General features: G+C 58.2%; 11 protein-coding genes and 1 pseudogene. 8 read left to right on the forward strand and 4 right to left on the reverse strand.

Annotation, left to right across the window (positions count from 1 at the left end):
* Positions 1-362 precede the first annotated feature (362 nt).
* Entirely contained in the window at positions 363-3,275 is a 2,913-nt protein-coding gene (locus MME58_RS19110; protein ID WP_054987130.1) for a ribonucleoside-diphosphate reductase subunit alpha, read from the forward strand.
* 129 nt (positions 3,276-3,404) lie between these two features.
* On the opposite strand, the gene MME58_RS19115 is transcribed toward MME58_RS19110, so the two are convergent.
* Complete coding sequence (locus MME58_RS19115) at positions 3,405-5,912, reverse strand: phosphoketolase family protein (RefSeq protein WP_055004836.1); 2,508 nt, start codon at positions 5,910-5,912, stop codon at positions 3,405-3,407.
* Between the two features lie 73 nt (positions 5,913-5,985).
* Positions 5,986-7,194 (reverse strand): acetate/propionate family kinase, encoded by a 1,209-nt coding sequence (locus tag MME58_RS19120; RefSeq protein ID WP_055004850.1) that lies wholly within the window; start codon positions 7,192-7,194, stop codon positions 5,986-5,988.
* Positions 7,195-7,434: 240 nt separating this feature from the next.
* Between MME58_RS19120 and MME58_RS19125 the strand changes: the two genes are divergently transcribed.
* From MME58_RS19125 to MME58_RS19155, 7 genes are all read left to right on the forward strand, one after another.
* A complete protein-coding gene (locus MME58_RS19125) occupies positions 7,435-8,187 on the forward strand; it encodes a helix-turn-helix domain-containing protein (RefSeq protein WP_054987132.1) in 753 nt (250 codons plus the stop codon).
* Between the two features lie 34 nt (positions 8,188-8,221).
* Positions 8,222-8,671, forward strand: a complete 450-nt coding sequence (locus tag MME58_RS19130) for a potassium channel family protein (RefSeq protein WP_054987133.1) — start codon at positions 8,222-8,224, stop codon at positions 8,669-8,671.
* 123 nt (positions 8,672-8,794) lie between these two features.
* Positions 8,795-9,442, forward strand: a complete 648-nt coding sequence (locus MME58_RS19135; RefSeq protein ID WP_054987134.1) for a BON domain-containing protein — start codon at positions 8,795-8,797, stop codon at positions 9,440-9,442.
* Between the two features lie 104 nt (positions 9,443-9,546).
* Complete coding sequence (locus MME58_RS19140) at positions 9,547-10,116, forward strand: GNAT family N-acetyltransferase (RefSeq protein ID WP_054987135.1); 570 nt, start codon at positions 9,547-9,549, stop codon at positions 10,114-10,116.
* Positions 10,117-10,783: 667 nt separating this feature from the next.
* Positions 10,784-12,031 carry a ribonucleotide-diphosphate reductase subunit beta gene (locus MME58_RS19145; protein ID WP_003393710.1) on the forward strand — a complete coding sequence of 416 codons (1,248 nt, stop codon included), beginning with the start codon at positions 10,784-10,786 and terminating at the stop codon, positions 12,029-12,031.
* Between the two features lie 166 nt (positions 12,032-12,197).
* On the forward strand, positions 12,198-13,310 hold the full coding sequence (locus MME58_RS19150) for an HNH endonuclease (RefSeq protein ID WP_055004837.1): 1,113 nt from the start codon (positions 12,198-12,200) through the stop codon (positions 13,308-13,310).
* Between the two features lie 417 nt (positions 13,311-13,727).
* Positions 13,728-14,303 carry a BRO-N domain-containing protein gene (locus MME58_RS19155; protein ID WP_055004838.1) on the forward strand — a complete coding sequence of 192 codons (576 nt, stop codon included), beginning with the start codon at positions 13,728-13,730 and terminating at the stop codon, positions 14,301-14,303.
* A 52-nt stretch (positions 14,304-14,355) separates the two neighbouring features.
* Here the strand turns inward: MME58_RS19155 and MME58_RS19160 are convergent, their stop codons facing one another.
* A complete protein-coding gene (locus tag MME58_RS19160; protein ID WP_055004839.1) occupies positions 14,356-14,646 on the reverse strand; it encodes a hypothetical protein in 291 nt (96 codons plus the stop codon).
* 436 nt (positions 14,647-15,082) lie between these two features.
* A pseudogene (locus tag MME58_RS19165) lies at positions 15,083-18,200 on the reverse strand (autotransporter domain-containing protein).
* Positions 18,201-18,246 lie beyond the last annotated feature (46 nt).

An 18,246-nucleotide genomic window follows, 5' to 3' on the forward strand; every position in this document is an offset into this window, starting at 1 on the left:
ACGAGACACACCCTACATGTGGGGTTTTTCGCAGAAACACCAGCACAACTCAAATGGGAAATTCAAGCATTTTTGTTGCGTCTGAGGGGTTGAACTTCAAGCCCGTTTAGGCACCCAAACCGCTCGCGCTTGAGCCAGAGCCATCCCGTACACGCTTTGCAACATCGAAGCGGCATTCTTCACCAGATTTTCAAAGGATCGGGCCCAGCCCGGTCCTTTTTGGCTTCAAAACCTGGAAGCGGCAGCACACCCCGCTTCCACCTTCGTTTTGGAGCCCTCGAGTCGCCTTTTGCGACTTACTGCTCGAAACGAAACGGTGGGCAGCAATGCCCGAACAAACTTAAAGGAACGTGGAGTCACACATGCAAACAGACACAACTCGCGAGAACTCGCCGACCGGCGCGCCGCAGGCAAGCCAGACCCCACAGGATCTGTCTGCCACCGCTCCCGGTCAACTGCGCGTGATCAAGCGTAACGGCACTGTCGTTCCTTACATGGATGACAAGATCACCGTTGCCATCACCAAGGCGTTTCTTGCAGTTGAGGGCGGCAATGCTGCTGCCTCGTCGCGCATCCACGACACCGTTGCACGCCTGACCGAACAGGTCAGCGCCACATTCAAGCGTCGCATGCCTTCGGGCGGCACCATTCACATCGAAGAAATCCAGGACCAGGTCGAACTGGCGCTGATGCGTGCCGGCGAGCAGAAAGTAGCTCGCGACTACGTCATCTACCGTGATTCGCGCGCCAAGGAACGTGCCGTTCGTGCGCCCGAAGATCAGGTTCAGGCTCACCCGTCCATCCGCATCACCCTCGCCGACGGCAGCTTTGCGCCACTGGACATGGGGCGTCTGAACACCATCGTTACCGAAGCGTGTGAAGGGCTGGCCGAAGTCGACGCCAACCTGATCCAGACCGAAACCCTGAAAAACCTCTACGACGGCGTGGCGCTGAAAGACGTCAATACCGCGCTGGTCATGACCGCCCGTACCCTGGTCGAGCGCGAGCCGAACTACTCGTTCGTCACCGCCCGCCTGCTGATGGACACCCTGCGCGCCGAAGGCCTGGGTTTCCTTGGTGTCGCCGAAAGCGCCACCCACCACGAAATGGCCGACCTGTACGCCAAGGCCCTGCCTGCCTACGTCGCCACCGGCATCAAGTTCGAACTGCTCAACCCTGTGCTGGCCGACTTCGACCTCGAAAAACTCGGCAAGGCGATCAATCACGAGCGTGATCAGCAGTTCACTTATCTGGGCCTGCAAACCCTGTACGACCGTTACTTCATCCACAAGGATGGCGTGCGCTTCGAACTGCCGCAGATCTTCTTCATGCGCGTGGCCATGGGCCTGGCAATCGAAGAGAAAGCCCGTGAAGACCGCGCCATCGAGTTCTACAACCTGCTGTCGTCGTTCGACTACATGTCGTCGACCCCGACACTGTTCAACGCCGGCACCCTGCGTCCACAGCTGTCCAGCTGCTACCTGACCACAGTGCCGGATGACCTGTCAGGCATTTACCACGCGATCCACGACAACGCCATGCTGTCCAAATTCGCAGGCGGTCTGGGCAACGACTGGACGCCGGTTCGTGCGCTGGGCTCGTACATCAAGGGCACCAACGGCAAATCGCAAGGCGTCGTGCCGTTCCTGAAAGTGGTCAACGACACCGCCGTTGCGGTCAACCAGGGCGGCAAGCGCAAGGGCGCTGTCTGTGCCTACCTGGAAACCTGGCACATGGACATCGAAGAGTTCATCGAGCTGCGCAAGAACACCGGTGATGACCGCCGTCGTACCCACGACATGAACACCGCCAACTGGATCCCTGACCTGTTCATGAAGCGCGTCTTCGACGACGGCCCGTGGACCCTGTTCTCGCCCTCCGAAGTGCCGGACCTGCACGACCTGACCGGCAAGGCCTTCCAGGAGCGTTACGAGTACTACGAAGCGCTGACCGAATACCCGGGCAAGATCAAACTGTTCAAGACCATCCAGGCCAAGGATCTGTGGCGCAAGATGCTCTCGATGCTGTTCGAAACCGGCCACCCTTGGCTGACCTTCAAGGACCCGTGCAACCTGCGCAGCCCGCAGCAGCACGTGGGCGTGGTTCACAGTTCGAACCTGTGCACCGAGATCACCCTGAACACCAACAAGGACGAGATCGCGGTCTGCAACCTGGGCTCGATCAACCTGCCGAACCACATCGTCAACGGCAAGCTGGACACCGACAAGCTCAAGCGCACCGTCGATGTAGCAGTGCGCATGCTCGATAACGTGATCGACATCAACTACTACTCCGTGCCGCAAGCCAGGAACTCCAACCTGCGCCACCGTCCGGTCGGCCTGGGCATCATGGGCTTCCAGGACGCGCTGTACCTGCAACACATTCCGTACGGTTCGGATGCTGCCGTGCAGTTCGCCGACACGTCCATGGAGGCGGTCAGCTACTACGCCATCCAGGCGTCCTGCGACCTGGCCGACGAGCGCGGTGCTTACGAGACGTTCCAGGGTTCGCTGTGGTCCAAAGGCATCCTGCCACTGGATTCGCAACAGATCCTGATCGAGCAGCGTGGCGAGAAGTACATCGATGTCGACCTGAAGGAAACCCTGGACTGGGCACCGGTTCGTGCCCGTGTGCAGAAAGGTATCCGTAACTCGAACATCATGGCCATCGCACCGACCGCCACCATCGCCAACATCACCGGCGTGTCGCAGTCGATCGAACCGACCTACCAGAACCTGTACGTGAAATCGAACCTTTCAGGCGAATTCACCGTGATCAACCCGTACCTGGTTCGCGACCTCAAGGCCCGCGACCTGTGGGACTCGGTCATGATCAACGACCTGAAGTACTACGACGGTTCGGTGCAGCAGATCGAGCGCATCCCGCAGGAGCTCAAAGAGCTTTACGCGACGGCTTTCGAAGTGGACACCAAGTGGATCGTCGACGCGGCAAGCCGTCGTCAGAAGTGGATCGATCAGGCTCAGTCGCTGAACCTGTACATCGCTGGTGCCTCGGGCAAGAAGCTGGACGTGACCTACCGCATGGCCTGGTACCGTGGTCTGAAAACCACCTACTACCTCCGTGCCCTGGCCGCGACCAGCACCGAGAAATCCACCGTCAACACCGGCAAGCTCAACGCAGTATCGAGCGGCGGCCACGGCCCGGACGACTCGGCGATTACCGCCCCGCGTCCAACCGAAGCCGCACCTGCCGGCCCGGCCCCAGTGCCAAAGGCGTGCGCAATCGACGAGCCGGATTGTGAGGCTTGCCAGTAACCGTCAAAGCCTGACTTGCCCCCATGTTGGCAACACCAACCTGGGGGCAAACTGCCCCGACCCTCACCCGCCTGTAAACGGCGCTCGCCGTTGCGCAACAACTCCTGCGCCATTCGCTCACGCAACCGCTCATGCATCCGTAAACGTTTGCCCTCGGGTATGCCCCTTGGCCAGCTGCGGCGGTGTCTGCGATTCGCTGAAATCGGCCGTCCAGCACCAATTTCGAATCTCCGGCATGTCTTCGAAGTGTTCGCGTATCCAGGTGTGATGCTTGCGTAACTGACTTTCGAAAAAATGCACCGCATCCAGACTCTGCGCACGTAAACGCGGTACGTGGCTCAATGCGTCGATGGCCAGTTGATAACGGCTCAGACGATTGAGCACCACCATGTCGAATGGTGTCGTGGTGGTACCCCGATCACTGAAACCACGGACATGAAAGCGTGCCTCGTTGGCGCGACCATGCACCATGGAATGGATCACCCAGGTCGAACCGTGAAAGGCGAACATTACCGGCGCATCTCGGGTAAACAAGGCCTCGAACGATACATGGTCCATACCGTGAGGCCGATCTTCAGGTGCGCTTAAAATGCCGAGGTCGACAACATTGACCAGCCTTACCCGAATACCCGGTACGTATTTTTGCAGCAACCAGGCGGCGGCTACTGCTTCGGTGGTGGGTACATCGCCGGCACAGCCCAGCACGACATCCGGCTGCTCACCGTCGTCACTGCCTGCGAAACTCCAGATCGACGCACCTTGGGAGCAGTGTTTAAGTGCGGCGTCGAAATCCAGCCACTGAAAGTCCGGCTGCTTGCCGCAGGTCACGACGTTTACGTAGTTGCGGCTGCGCAGACAGTGGTCGAAGACATTGACCAGGCAATTGGAATCCGGCGGGTAATACACCCTCACCACGTCGGCCCGGCGTTGTAACACGTTGTCGACGAACCCGGTGGACTGATGGCTGAAACCGTTGTGGTCGTTACGCCAGGCGTGGCTGCTGATCAGGATATTGAGTGAGGCCAGCGGACGACGCCAGGCAAACTCGCGGCTTTGCTGCAGCCATTTGGCATGCTGGGTAACCATCGAGTCGACCACCTGGGCGAACGCTTCGTAGGTCGACCACATGCCATGCCGGCCGGTGAGCAGGTAGCCCTCCAGCCACCCTTCACACAGGTGTTCACTGAGTACCTCCATTACCCGACCATCGCTTGTCAGGTGATCGTCAATCCCCAGGCATGGTCCTGGTGCAGTGCGGTTGCTGGCTTCGAACACGGCGTTGAGTCGGTTGGAGTTGGTTTCGTCTGGCCCGAAGACACGAAAGTTATGCGGGTTGTTGCGCATCACATCACGCAGGTACTCGCCCAGCCGGCGCGGTGCTTCGGCGATGACCTGACCGGGGCCTGGCACCTCCAGACCATATTCGGCGAAGTTCGGCAGGTCCAGCGCCACCAGCACGCGCCCACCGTTGACACTCGGCACGGCGCCCAGGCGCAATGCAGGCGGCGGGGTCAGCGCTTGAAGCTCAGGCAACAACCGGCCGTTCTGATCGAACAACGTCTCGGGCGAGTAACCGCGCATCCAGCGTTCCAGTTGCTGGAGGTGTTGCGGGTTGCCGATGACATTGGCCAACGGCACCTGATGAGCCCGGAACGTACCTTCCACCGGTACACCGTCCACGACTTTCGGTCCGGTCCAGCCCTTGGGGCTGCGCAGGATAATCATCGGCCACCGCGCACGTGCAGCGCCCACGTCCGCTCTGGAGCGCGCCTGCTGTGCGCGGATCTCGTCGTAACAGGCATTGAGCGCGGCCGCAAACCGCTGGTGCATGCCTGGCAGGTCATCCCCCGCGACAATAACGGGCTGATACCCCCGCCCTCGATACAGCTCGATCAACTGCTCGTCCGGCAAACGCGCTTCGACCGTCGGCCCGGAAATCTTGTAGCCATTGAGGTGCAGGATCGGCAGCACGGCACCGTCTCGACGGGGGTCGAGAAAGTGAACACTTTTCCAGCTGCCTTCCAGCGGACAGGTTTCAGCTTCCCCGTCACCAATGACGCAGGCGACCAGCAGGTGGGGGTTGTCGAAGGCAGCGCCAAAGGCGTGCATCAGCGAATAGCCCAGCTCTCCACCTTCATGCATTGAGTTAGGCGTATGTGGACCACAATGGCTGGGGATGCCGCCAGGCGTGGAAAAACTACGAAAGAAACCCAGCATGCCCTCTTCATCGGACGAGATGTCGGGGTGAACCTCGCTGTAAGTGCCCTCGAGCCAGGCGCAGGCATTCATGGTCGGGCCACCGTGACCTGGGCCGGAGATGAAAATCGTCTCGATCCGACGCTCGCAGATCAAGCGATTGAGGTGCACATAAATAAAGTTCTGCCCGACCGACGTGCCCCAGTGACCCAGCAATCGAGGCTTGATGTGCTCGGCCAATAACGGCTCGCGCAGCAGCGCATTGGCTTTGAGGTAGATCTGGCCGACGCACAGGTAATTGGCGGCATTCCAGTAACGATGCAGACGTGACAGCAGATCGGCGCTTAGCGGCCCTGCTTCGCTGCCCGGCCGTTCAGGCTGCGTGGTCGATTCAGCATCCGATTGTTCGGCGCTGGAAAGCGTTGCATTGAAGTGATACATGGCGACTCCATAGCGTGCAATGCACAAGCCTTGCGACTCGCAGGTTTAAAGGAATGAAAAGGCGTGGAAGGATTCAGGTGCAGTTATGCAACAGCTTGAGCGCATGGCGGGCGATGACAGCGCTCTCATCGGTGGCAATCGTCCAGGCCGAAACAGCACTGTCAGGGAGCGTCAGCCGGGGCGCAGACTGAGTCGCTACAGCCCTGTCGCGCTTCAGGCCCAGCCAGGCGCAACCGTCAAGAATCGCGTTGCGCACCTCGGTAGCGTGCTCACCGATGCCACCGGTAAAGACCAGCGCATCGACACCGCCCAGAATGGCGGCCAGACTGCCTATCTCGCGCACCACACTGCGTACGAACAGCGCGATGGCCTCTCGGGCCTCGGGAGCCTGGCTGGCAGAAAGTTCGCGCATATCACTGGAGATGCCGCCGGAAACACCCAATAGCCCGCATTCGTGATACAGCAAATGCTCTAACGCCTGCGCACTCATGCCGTGCTCGCGCATCAGGTACAGCAGCACGCCGGGGTCCAGGCGACCCGGGCGCGTTCCCATCAGCACACCATCCAGGGTGCTGAAGCCCATGGTTGTGCCGCGACTGACCCGGTTGTGCATACCGCACAAACTTGCGCCATTGCCCAGATGCGCCACGATCGTCCGCCCTTCGGCTGCACGCTGATCGTAATGCGCGAGCACGCTGGCAATGTATTCGTAAGACAAACCGTGAAAGCCATAGCGCCGAAGGCCCTGCACAGTCAGAGACGCAGGCAGGCCAAAACCGGTTTCAAGCGCGTCCAGGCTGTGGTGAAACGCGGTATCGAAACAGGCAAATTGCACCAGCCCACTGTGCTCGCGGCTCAGGTAACTCATCGGTGCCAGGCACAACGGCTGATGCAAGGGCGCAAGCGCAACAAGCGCCTGCATGTCGGCCATGAGCGCAGCATCGACGCGCGCCGCCACCTGCGTGCGGCGGCCCCCATGCACGACACGATGCGCTGCCGCGCAAATCTGCCCGTCTGCGTGACGTTCGATCCAGTCCAGCAAATTGGATAACGTTCCGCTGTCTGGCGAGGCATCGTTACGCGGCCACTCCTCATGCTTTTGCGCAGCACTGCCAGTGTTCTGGAAAATCAGCCTTTCGGTGTCCTTGCGCACCTCGAAACTGCCGTTGCCCAGGCACTGCGGCCCGGACGTGGCCGGCGCGGCAGCGTTGTATAACGAGAACTTGATGCTGGAGGAACCGGTATTGAGCACCAGCAGCAAGGGCTGCGATCGATCCGTCATGGAGCACTCCGTCAATGGCTTGGGGTTCGCACCAGCGAAACCTTGCTCAATGCAAACAACCGGGGCCAGTCTGATCGTCGCAATCACGGCGGTATTGATCTGGATCAGAAAGCCACGACAGACCCGACGATGAGGCAAACCCTGCCAAAAATCGCCCACTGCCCCGTTCATCCACATTTGAAATGCCTGCTATCACTGCACTCTCGACGCGCCTATGCTGGTTTGAACAGGGAGCACGCCATGACCGCCCATTTGGCAGCAATCAATGGTTCATATCTCACGGCAGAGTGCTCAAGTTGCAATGTTCGGGAACTGTGTCTTTCAGTCGGTATGAGCCATACAGACACGGATCGTTTGTCCGCAATCATTCCTCAGCCGTTCAAGGTGAAGAAAGGCGCGGCGCTTTATCGTGCGGGCGATCCGTTGCGATCACTGTACGCGGTGCGTTTCGGTTTTTTCAAAACAACGATCTCTTCTCAGGACGGGCGCGACCAGTTGACCGGGTTTCAGATGTCGGGAGAATTGCTGGGCTGTGACGCAATCAGCGACAACCGCCATGTGTGCGATGCCATTGCGCTGGAAGACAGCGAGGTGTGCCCTATTCGTTTTACCCATCTGGAACGACTGTCTCGGGAAATGCCCTCTCTGCAACACAACCTCAATCGCGCACTGAGCAAAGAGATCGTCCGCGACCATGAGATGTTGCTGCTCCTGGGCAACCTCAATGCCGAAGAACGCATGGCCGCGTTCCTGCTCAACCTGTCAGGCCGAATGACCAGCCGAGGCTACTCAGCCACAGCGTTTGTGTTGCGCATGACCCGAGAAGACATCGGCTCCTACCTCGGGCTACGACTTGAAACCATCTGCCGTGCCATCGCCAATCTACGCAATCTGCACATCGTCAGTATCTCCGGACGCGAAGTGGAAATCCTCGACCTGCACCGTCTGCAAGCGTTGATCCACGGCTGCAGCTACCGCGCAAAAAGCCTGTAAGTCACTGCAGCACGTTCTGACCGGAAACACTCCCATGATCACTGTCACACTGATCAACGTCCTGATTATCACCACGGTGGTCATTGTTCATTATGAATGCCTGCTGCGCCTGAGCCGGCTGATGCCCAGGCTCAACCTCTGGCATCGATTCAGGATGGTGTTCGGCGTACTGGGCGCCCTCGTCGCCCATGCCATCGAAGTGTGGATATTCGCACTGGGTTATTACCTGATGAACCGCTCGGACTCACTGGGACGCCTGACGGGCAACTTCGACGGCAGCTTCATGGATTCGGTGTACTTCTCGTTCACGACGTTCACCACCATCGGTTTCGGCGACATCACGCCCAGTGGCCCGCTCAAATACCTGACAGGACTCGAAGCCCTGACGGGGCTGGTGCTCATCACCTGGACGGCTTCCTTCCTGTTTATCGAGATGCAGAAGTACTGGGGCACACAAGGCGAGCACTCAGCGCGGCGCAGATAAGCGGGTATAACGCAAAGGGCTTTAACTGACAAAACTCAATGTTTGGCCTGCAGGAGGGTATTCAATGCGGTGACTGCGGGACGGGATAAACAGCCGCACCACCCATCATCAAGAGGGCTCGGCATGAGCGACCTGACGTTACGTAGAACGATTCTGGACGAGCTTGAGTTTTTACCCCACATCGACGCTGCCGCGATTGGTATCACGATTGAAAACGGCGTGGTGGTGCTCAGCGGGCATGTGAAAACCTTCGCCGAAAAAATCGCGGCCGAACGCGCAGTCAAGAGCGTCAAAGGCGTCAAAGCCGTGGCGGTAGAACTTGAAGTGCGGGTGCCGAGCAGCCTCTACATCGACGACAGCGTGATCGCCTCGCGTTGCCTGGACCTGATTCGCTGGAACACGATATCGCCCGACCAGGTCATACAGGTCAAGGTGCAGCACGGACGGGTAACGCTTGAAGGCGATGTGCAATGGCAATACCAGAAAGAAGCCGCACAAAAAGCCATCAACACCCTCGCAGGCGTTGCGGACCTCGACAACCGGCTGATCGTCAGGCCTGAAACTGCGGGCCTGGACATCAAGACACTGATCGAACAAGCCCTGGCCCGAAGCTCGGAACTGGACGCCAGCAAGATTCGCGTCACCGCCGAGGGCAATCAAGTGAAGCTCGAAGGCTATGTTCACCGCTGGCGTGAACGCAAAGCGGTCGAACATGCCGCTTGGGCAGTGCCGGGTGTCAAAAACGTGGACAACCACCTGCTCATCAATTGACCGACTGTCAGCCGACCTGTACAGCGAGCCGATAATAGCGGCGTTGCACGTTGGCCGGACTAGGCTGCAAAGGGCATTCCCCTCGTTCATCCGGAGTTACTCGCATGCCCTACACAGAAGACATCCTCAAACGCTTCAACGAAGACACTGACGATCTGATCGGCGGGTTCTGGGTCGAAAAGCTGCGCGATGATACCCCGGTGCTGATTCGTCAGTTGGCCGATAAAGACCGGGACAGGGAGTTCTCCTTTTTAAACGACCTTGGCAAGGACATCGCGCACTTTCGCTTTCTGGGATCGTTCAGCAAACATGCAGAAGTGCACGATCAGCTCATGGACATCGACTTGCACAATCGCATGGCCTACATCGCACTGGCCTTCCAAAACGATGAACTGACGGAGATCGGCGTTGCCCGTTACGGTGCCTATGAAGGCGACGCGCATTGCGAATTCGCCATTGCCGTTTCTGAGAAATGGCAACGTCGGGGAGTGGCCACCGCTCTGCTGAAGCGCCTCATGGAAACCGCGACGAAGGAGGGTTTCAGCAAAATATCATCAATGGACGCCTCTAAAAATCTGGCCATGGACGGACTGGCAACCAGCATGGGCTTCACCTGCCGCGTGGACGAAAAACACGGGCCCAGAATTTTTCATGAGCATGTTCTCGTGCTGTGATCGCGCATGTCAGGCATGACCACGACGCTTGGTAATCCGCGAAGCAAAGCCGTAGCGCCTATAACCATTCGTCGCCTGCCTTCAGGCTAATCTCTGGCATGCAATCAACCCTTGTTCGTTACAGCCCGCGACCTGCGTGTAACAGGGAACATTGACCGGCATCACATCCCCGAGGATGGCTATACATCCTGTTGCGCAGCCGATTGCAGCAATTCACACATCACTATATGCTGCGCTCCTGATTCAGAAAAAACACTACATAAGGGATTTACGCCCGGGCACCAAGCATTCATGAGCCTGCTCACTGAATACCGGAGCCATTCACAACGGGCGTAATTTCCACATCAAAATCAGTCACACATGCGCAGGGGTCGGACAAAATCTGTATAATCCCGCGCTCGCTCAAGGGTACTCAAATGACCATTTGCAAAACCTGCAAACCTGGCTTGTCTGAAAGCAACCTCGAGCTTTCGATCTGCTCGCCTGTAAGGCACAGCCTCGGCAGCACATTCAAAGAGCGACCGGCACACTCATAAGCCGGCCGATCGCGACAGACCCCGAGTAAAAATTCCATTGCCAGCGCACGTTCAGCGCGACGCTGGCAGCCCATACTTTGAAAATCCAACAGGGGTGCCACAGGCAACCCCTCAGGCAGGAGACGTACACCATGCTGAGCTGGGACGAATTCGATAAGGAAGACGGCGAAGTAGTCGCCAAAGCGACCAACGCCGGTCATGCCAACGAAGCCAACATGGACCGCCTCGACAGCGCCGGTGGCCTGGCTGCACAGGAAGCCCGTGCCGTGACTGCCGCAGACTCCGCTGCCCTGATCCGCGCCAAGAAAGCGCTGGATGCACTGGACGTCGCTGAAGGCCTGGCCGAACTCGAAGGCGCCAGCGCCCGCGTCGCCGTTGACGAAAAAATGATGATCAACTGCCGCGCCGACCTCAACCAGCTCGTACCTTTCAAGTACGACTGGGCCTGGCAGAAGTACCTGGACGGTTGCGCAAACCACTGGATGCCGCAAGAAGTCAACATGACCGCCGACATCGCCCTCTGGAAAAACCCGGAAGGCCTGACCGACGACGAGCGCCGCATCGTCATGCGCAACCTGGGCTTCTTCTCCACCGCCGACTCGCTGGTTGCCAACAACCTGGTGCTGGCCGTGTACCGCCTGATCACCAACCCGGAGTGCCGCCAGTACATCCTGCGCCAGGCCTTCGAAGAGGCGATCCACACCCACGCCTACCAGTACTGCATCGAATCGCTGGCCATGGATGAGGGCGAGATCTTCAACATGTACCACGAGATCCCGTCGGTCGCCAAAAAGGCAGCCTGGGGCCTGAAATACACCCGTTCGATCTCCGATCCGAAGTTCGAAACCGGCACCGTCGACACCGACAAGGAACTGCTGCGCAACCTGATCGCCTACTACTGCGTACTGGAAGGCATCTTCTTCTACTGCGGCTTCACCCAGATCCTCTCCATGGGCCGCCGTAACAAAATGACCGGCGTCGCCGAGCAATTCCAGTACATCCTGCGCGACGAGTCCATGCACCTGAACTTCGGCATCGACGTGATCAACCAGATCAAAATCGAAAACCCGCACCTGTGGGATGCCGAAATGAAAGAAGAAGCCACGCAGATGATCCTGCAAGGCACCCAGCTGGAAATCGAATACGCCCGCGACACCATGCCTCGCGGCGTGCTGGGGATGAATGCGGCGATGATGGAGGATTACCTGAAATTCATCGCTAACCGTCGTCTGAGCCAGATTGGGCTGAAGGAAGAGTATCCAGGGACGACGAACCCGTTTCCGTGGATGAGCGAGATTATGGACTTGAAGAAAGAGAAGAATTTCTTTGAGACGCGGGTTATTGAGTATCAGACGGGTGGGGCGTTGAGCTGGGATTGATTTGCAGTCGTCCAGTCCTACACAAAGAAGGTCGCCGATAGGCGGCCTTTTTTATTGACTGCGTAAAATCATCTAAGAAATTTCTGTCTTTAGTAATCGTATAGGTAGCCAAGAGGCTCATCCATTTCGTACAGTTGCAGGAGATTTTTCCTACAAGGATGACGAAGTGGCGATTCCGGCGGTTGAACAAAAAGCCATTGAAAAGGCACTGAAAAAATTCGACAAAGAGCTCAGGAAGCAGCCTGATTGGGCTACATGGGAATCGAATAGGTCACATAAGTTTGCTATCCGAGTTGAGGGACAGCTGTACCCTGCGAAAAAAATCGTTTCTCTAGCTACCGGTATTGCCGTTTATGACTTTACTGGAGGTAGGCCTACAAATGGATATCTTCGTGCTCGCGGGTTTGAGGTCGTAGATCTACGTAAATCACCAAGACTTGAATTCGTAAAGGGAGAAATATATGATCGAAGGTCTGAGATTCATGCGCCGTTCGGCGGTAGTTTCCAAAGTGGGATAGCACCATCAGATAAAGCACCTGCAGTATTTTTATTCACTGGTTCGTCAGGCGAACAATACGGTTATCGGGATGAGATCGATGCGAGTGGTGTTTACTCGTACACCGGTGAGGGCCAAATTGGCGATATGACTCTAACCAGGGGTAATCTAGCTATTCAAAAACACGCAGAAACCGGTCGAACTTTACACCTTTTCAAAGCGCTTGATGAGCGGAAAGGACAGCGATACGTTGGTGAGTTTTCATGCGCAGATATTTCGTGGACCGACGGACCAGATCGAGAAGGCACTACACGAAAAATTTTAATCTTTCACCTAATCCCTGTAATAGATCTGCTAACAAACGAAGAAAGCCCGAGAGAAATCTTGCAAGAAGACCAACAAGAAATTGAAATAGAGATACTCCGCAATCGCGCATATGAAGCAACAGTTGCATTGCCTAGCAAAGGCAAGATGACGGCTATTCGTACAGTGTATGCTAGAAGCCAAGCAGTAAAAGACTATGTGCTACGAAGAGCTAATGGGAAATGTGAAAGCTGTGAGAAATCTGCTCCTTTCGTCACAAAAAAGGAACAGCCTTATTTGGAACCTCATCACATAAATCGCTTATCAGATGGCGGCTTAGACCACCCACAATTTATAGCAGCTCTCTGCCCGTCATGTCATAAAGAAATTCACTACGGAAAAATGGGCGAGCAGAAAAATGAGATACTTAAGAAAATAATTTCATCAAAAGAATCTCCTTGGCTAGCTAACAAGCATTAACTTTGCTAAGCCAGAGTTTCAATATCACCGACCCCGAGCACAGACGGCTTAGCCAACCGCTTGTGGCGGTGTAGTGGTCGTGAGTTTCTAAAATCAAATAACTATCAAGCAATCCTTATTCGCACAACCTCAAGCTTAATCCGAGCTGCCGAGACCCGCTGCCCTCCAAAAAATCGGAAACCCCTGACAGCCTCTCCCTCCCTGGTCCGATATCGACACGCTACCAGCGCCAGCATCATGTGCGCCGGTGCCTAAGAAACGCCCAACGTAGACACAGTGAGTTCAAGCATTAGCTCCAGATTCCAGTCGTTCTGATTGAACGGGAATCTCGGCTTTGCTGAGCCACTCAGTTGGGATTTCTTACGCCCGCTCTACGTTGGTCTTTAACGTTATTTCAGCTCATACGTAGAGGTCAGCATGTTAAGCAATCTATTCCGGGGCAGTGCTCGTGAGGCACACGAGGATTTTACCGGTTTCACCCCAACCCCCTTCCACCGCCACAACCGCCAACTCCTCGCCCTCCTCCTCGAAAACCAACCCTGGTTCAGCGCCCGTGATCTCGGTCGCATGATCGGCTGGCCTTTGAACGAGCGAACGTTGCGCAAGCTGGACGCTGACCAGCATCGGATGATCACGCTCGACCTGCATGGCGAAGCACAGTCAGAGTTGATGGTCAGTGAGTCGGGCGCGTACGCGATGATGGTGCATCACTATCACGCGGAGAATCGTGGGTTGCGGCAATGGATTACCAATGAGGTGGTGCCTGCGTTGCGGGATGGGCAGGTGCCGTTCGATGACTGCACGCCGAACCTGAGTATGCTGCAGTGGCCGGGGTTGTCGGTGAGCATGTTGCACTGGCACAGCGAGCCGTGGATACGTTTGCGGGATATGCCGATGCTGTTGGCGCATCCGCAGATGCAGATTGAGACGCGGCTACGTAGTTTAGGCCGGTCTTGGTGGCGGGCGGTGTTGCCTGCTTCTCGGCTGGGTTGAATGCGGAGTGATGGCCGTGCCGTGTGGGTGACGGCCATTGCGTCTCGTCGGATCAGTCTTTAAGGCGGCGCCGATAGTCGTTGATCATTTCTTTGGTAACGTCATCCTTGTAGCAGATGGGTGCGTAGCCACCTTTGCGGCTGTACGCGCTGCGTTTGCCACATTGACTGCCATTGCGGGCAGAGTTGTAGGGGCATGGGCAGTTGCCGGGGTAGCTGTCGATGGATTCCTGGATGATGGCGTTGACGATTGAGGCGTCTGTGACCTGGGTTTCTCTGGCCTGTGCGGTGAAGGCACAGAGCAATGCGAGTGTGGCGAAGAGGCCTGTCCCTGTCTTTTTCATGGCTATTCCTTAGCGAGTGCAGACGGGTGTCTGTTGCAAGGTTTTACCATGATGGTAATGAGCCATCAAATTTTGTTTTTTTGAGGTGGTTGTTGGGGATTTGGGTTGTTTGAGGAGATATTTTTTAGAGATGTTTGAATAGCCCGATCTTGAGACTCGGTTTGCAGAGGATGTATCGCACGCACAGGTTTTGCTGCCGGTTCCCGGCAGATCGCGAACAAGTTCGCTCCTACGCCCTGCGGGCAGAAGCCTCGGCCAGTCCGCCCAATCGCATTTGGGCAGAGGCTTGGATTCGTGGGTGATCTGATATTTGCCTGATGGCTTGGATATGACGCAGAGCGTCACGAAATGCGTGCCAACGCGGAGCATTGGCACGATAGTCATACGAAGGGTGGCGAGAGCCTGCGAGGCTACTGCCCCCCGCAGGCCTCCCCCATCAGAACTGCCAATCCAGCGAAAGACCCACACCGTGGGTTTTATCTCGTGCACCCAGCAAGCCGTTGTAGTCCAGGTTGATGCGTGCGTCCTTGCCCAAGGCCAGACTGGCGCGGGCGCCGACTACGGCGGCGTCGCGGTCCATTGAGACGCTTTGTACGTTGAAGCTGTTGCCCGCGCTGGCGAAGGCCAGGTGTTGTTCGGACGAGGTGTCGCTCAGGTTGTGCTGCCAGCCGAGGGTGGCGGATACATCCAGTTTTTGGGTGTCGTTGAGGTTGAAGCGGTTGCCGGCACGCATGCCCAGGGTCGAGAGCACGGTGTCGCGGGTGTCTTCGCTGCCTTTGAGGGCTGTGGCACCGCCTTTTTCGGTGAAGCTGTCGCTGTCGAAGTGGACGTAAGCCAGGTTGGCGAACGGCTCCAGTGCCAGCGGTTGCAGGTTCAGGCGGTAGGCGGCTTCGGTGAAGACTTGGCTGGACTGGGCGTCACGTTTGACCTTTTGACGGTCGGAAAACGCGCCGAATTGCAGGTCGCGTTTCACGTCGATGCGGTGCCAGCTGTGCGATGCGCCTGCAGTGAGGCGAAGTGCGCCCTGTTCATGGCCGATATACGCGCCCAGGTGGTAGCTGTCTGCCGAGGCGCGCGAGTGGGTGTCGTCGCCCAGGCTCAGCGAGGTGTCGCTGTAACCTGCCATCGCGCCCAAGCGGGTGTGCTCGCTGATCAGGCCGTCCACACCGGCAAGCAAGCCGCCCAACGATGAGTTCGAGCTGGCGCTGTCGCTGCTGCCACTGTTTTTGCCCCAGGCACCCAGCGCTTTGACCCACACCGAGTTGTCTTCACTGCCCGGTGCCGGCTGGTCGTACAAACCTTCCACGCGCAAGCGGTCACTTACAGCGTCGCGCAGTTGGCGGCTGTCGTTGATCAATTGCGTGGCGATGGCCGGATGCACTTCGCCCGACAGTTGGGTGAACGCACGGCGTGCGCTGGCAGTGTCCTGGCTGAGGATGATGCTCTCGTAGACCGAGTTGCCCGCATTCAGTTGCTCGATGGCCTGGGCCACGCTGCGTTGGTTGTCGGTTTGTGCGGCGCTGGCGAAGCTGTCGCCGTTACGGACAAGGGCCAGTGTCATGCCGCTGCCGGTGTAAGCCAGGTTGCCGTCCAGAAAGGCATAGTTATCGGTCACCGAACCGAACTGACCCTGAATGCCACCCGCCGCTTGCAGCACGTTGAACTGCTGACCCAGAACGCTGCTGGTCTGGTTGTTACCAAGCAGTGCGACGTCATCGTTTTCCAGAGACAGGGCCATGTTCGCGCCGCTCACGGTCGCGGTGCCGCCGACCACAACGCGGTCGCTGGCGGTGGGTGAGAATTCGACCGCATAGGTCGAGCCCGGCGCCAGGTTGAGGTCGCCTGCCACTTGCAGGGTGCCGATGGAGTTGCCCGGCGCGACGGTGCCGCCCTGATTGGCGGTCAGTGATGCGACGCTGCCATTGCCCCCCAGGATGCTGCCGTTGTTGACGGTGACGGCCGAGGCCAGCGAGCCGTTGATGGCCAAGCGTCCTTGATTCACTAGAGTCGGGCCGCTGTAGCTGTTGGCACCGCTCAACACCAGCGTGCCGATGCCTTGTTTGGTCAGGCCGCCGTGACCGGAGATGTCGTTGCTCCACACATCAAGCCCGCATTGCGGCCCGGTGCAGGTGCGTTGGGTCGGTTTGCCGGCATCGACAATCGCACCGACGCCGGGTAAGTCCACGACGAACTGACTGTCGCCATACGCGCCGTTGATGCGGAACTCAGCCGGAATGTCTGCCTCGGTGACGAACAGGCTCGGGCCGTTGACGGCTTTGCCAAGGTTGATCATGCCCCAGCCGTACAGCGCATCGACGCCCGGTGCGCCGAGGTCGGTGGCGGTGGTTTTCAATACGTCGGCGACCTGCGCGCCGGTCATGTACGGGAAGCGCTCCATCAGCACGGCCATGCTGCCCGCCACGTGGGGCGCGGCCATTGAGGTGCCGTTTTTGTTGGCCCAGCCGACGGTCAGGTCTGCAAGGCTGGTGCCGTTGAGTACCGAGCTGTAGATGCGCGTGCCCGGTGCCGAGACGCAGAAGCTGGCGGTGTAGCCGCAGCGCGAGGAGAAGGTGCTCAGCGTATACGGCGTGGTCGCAGCGGCGGCAGTGTCGGGGTTTTGTTGCAGTGCAGCGACAGTCAACCAGTTGGGGGTGATGTCCGGTACGAAGTAGCCGAGCCCGGCCATTGCGTCGGGGTTGTTGAGGTTGTAGTCGTTGCCCGCGGCGAAAATGGTCACGACACCGCTGCGGGCTGCGTCAATCGCACCTTGATACGCGCCGCCCGGGCGGGTGCCGAGGATCTGGCGGATCTGGTCGAACTGCACTTGTGCATCCTGCACGGTGAAGTGCGGGAAAGCCGGGTCGCGACCGCCTTTATCGAAGCGATCAGTGATGCCGATGCCCCAGCTGTTGTTGATGACCCGCGCACCGCTGCTGACCAGCGCGTTCCAGCCCGCTTGATACACCGCGCCATCGTTGCCCAGCACGATGCCGTCTTCCGGGCCTGAGTCGCCGTTGTCGGCGCTGATGATTTGCGCGTTGTAAGCCACGCCGTGCATCGGCCCGCCGTCACGGTCGCCACCAGCGATGCCGCCCACGTGGGTGCCGTGGTTGCCGAGTTTGCCACCGGAGTCCAGGGTCGGCGCGCCGTCGTAGCGGAAGGCGTCGCCCGCCTTCACCGGGATGTATGGGTCGGTGTATTCGCGAATGCCGCTGGTGACCAGATTGACCACCTTGTTGGGGCTGGCAAATTCCGGGTGCGGGGGCATAGACCGGCTGGTCGAAGATGCCCAGTTTGATGTCCTTGCCGCTGTAGCCAGCGGCATAGGCCTGATCGGCGTTGATCGCGCCCAGCCCCCAGTCGGCGTTGAATTCGGCACTGCGCCAGCTGGCCGCATTGCCCGCCTGCCCTGCTTCCACATAAGGTGCGGCATGAGCCACGCCGAGTGTCGCCAGGTAGCAGGCGAGCGCGCCGCAGGAGGCGCGGTTGATGGCCCGAATGGCCTGACCGAGGGGTTTGACAGAGGTGTGTCGGGTGGTGAATGCATCTTTCATCAAGCTACCGTCCTTAGTTAACGCGCACGAATCCGCGCGCGCATGC

This window comes from Pseudomonas syringae pv. tagetis (assembly GCF_022557255.1).
In the GTDB taxonomy this organism is placed as follows: Bacteria; Pseudomonadota; Gammaproteobacteria; order Pseudomonadales; family Pseudomonadaceae; genus Aquipseudomonas; species Aquipseudomonas caricapapayae.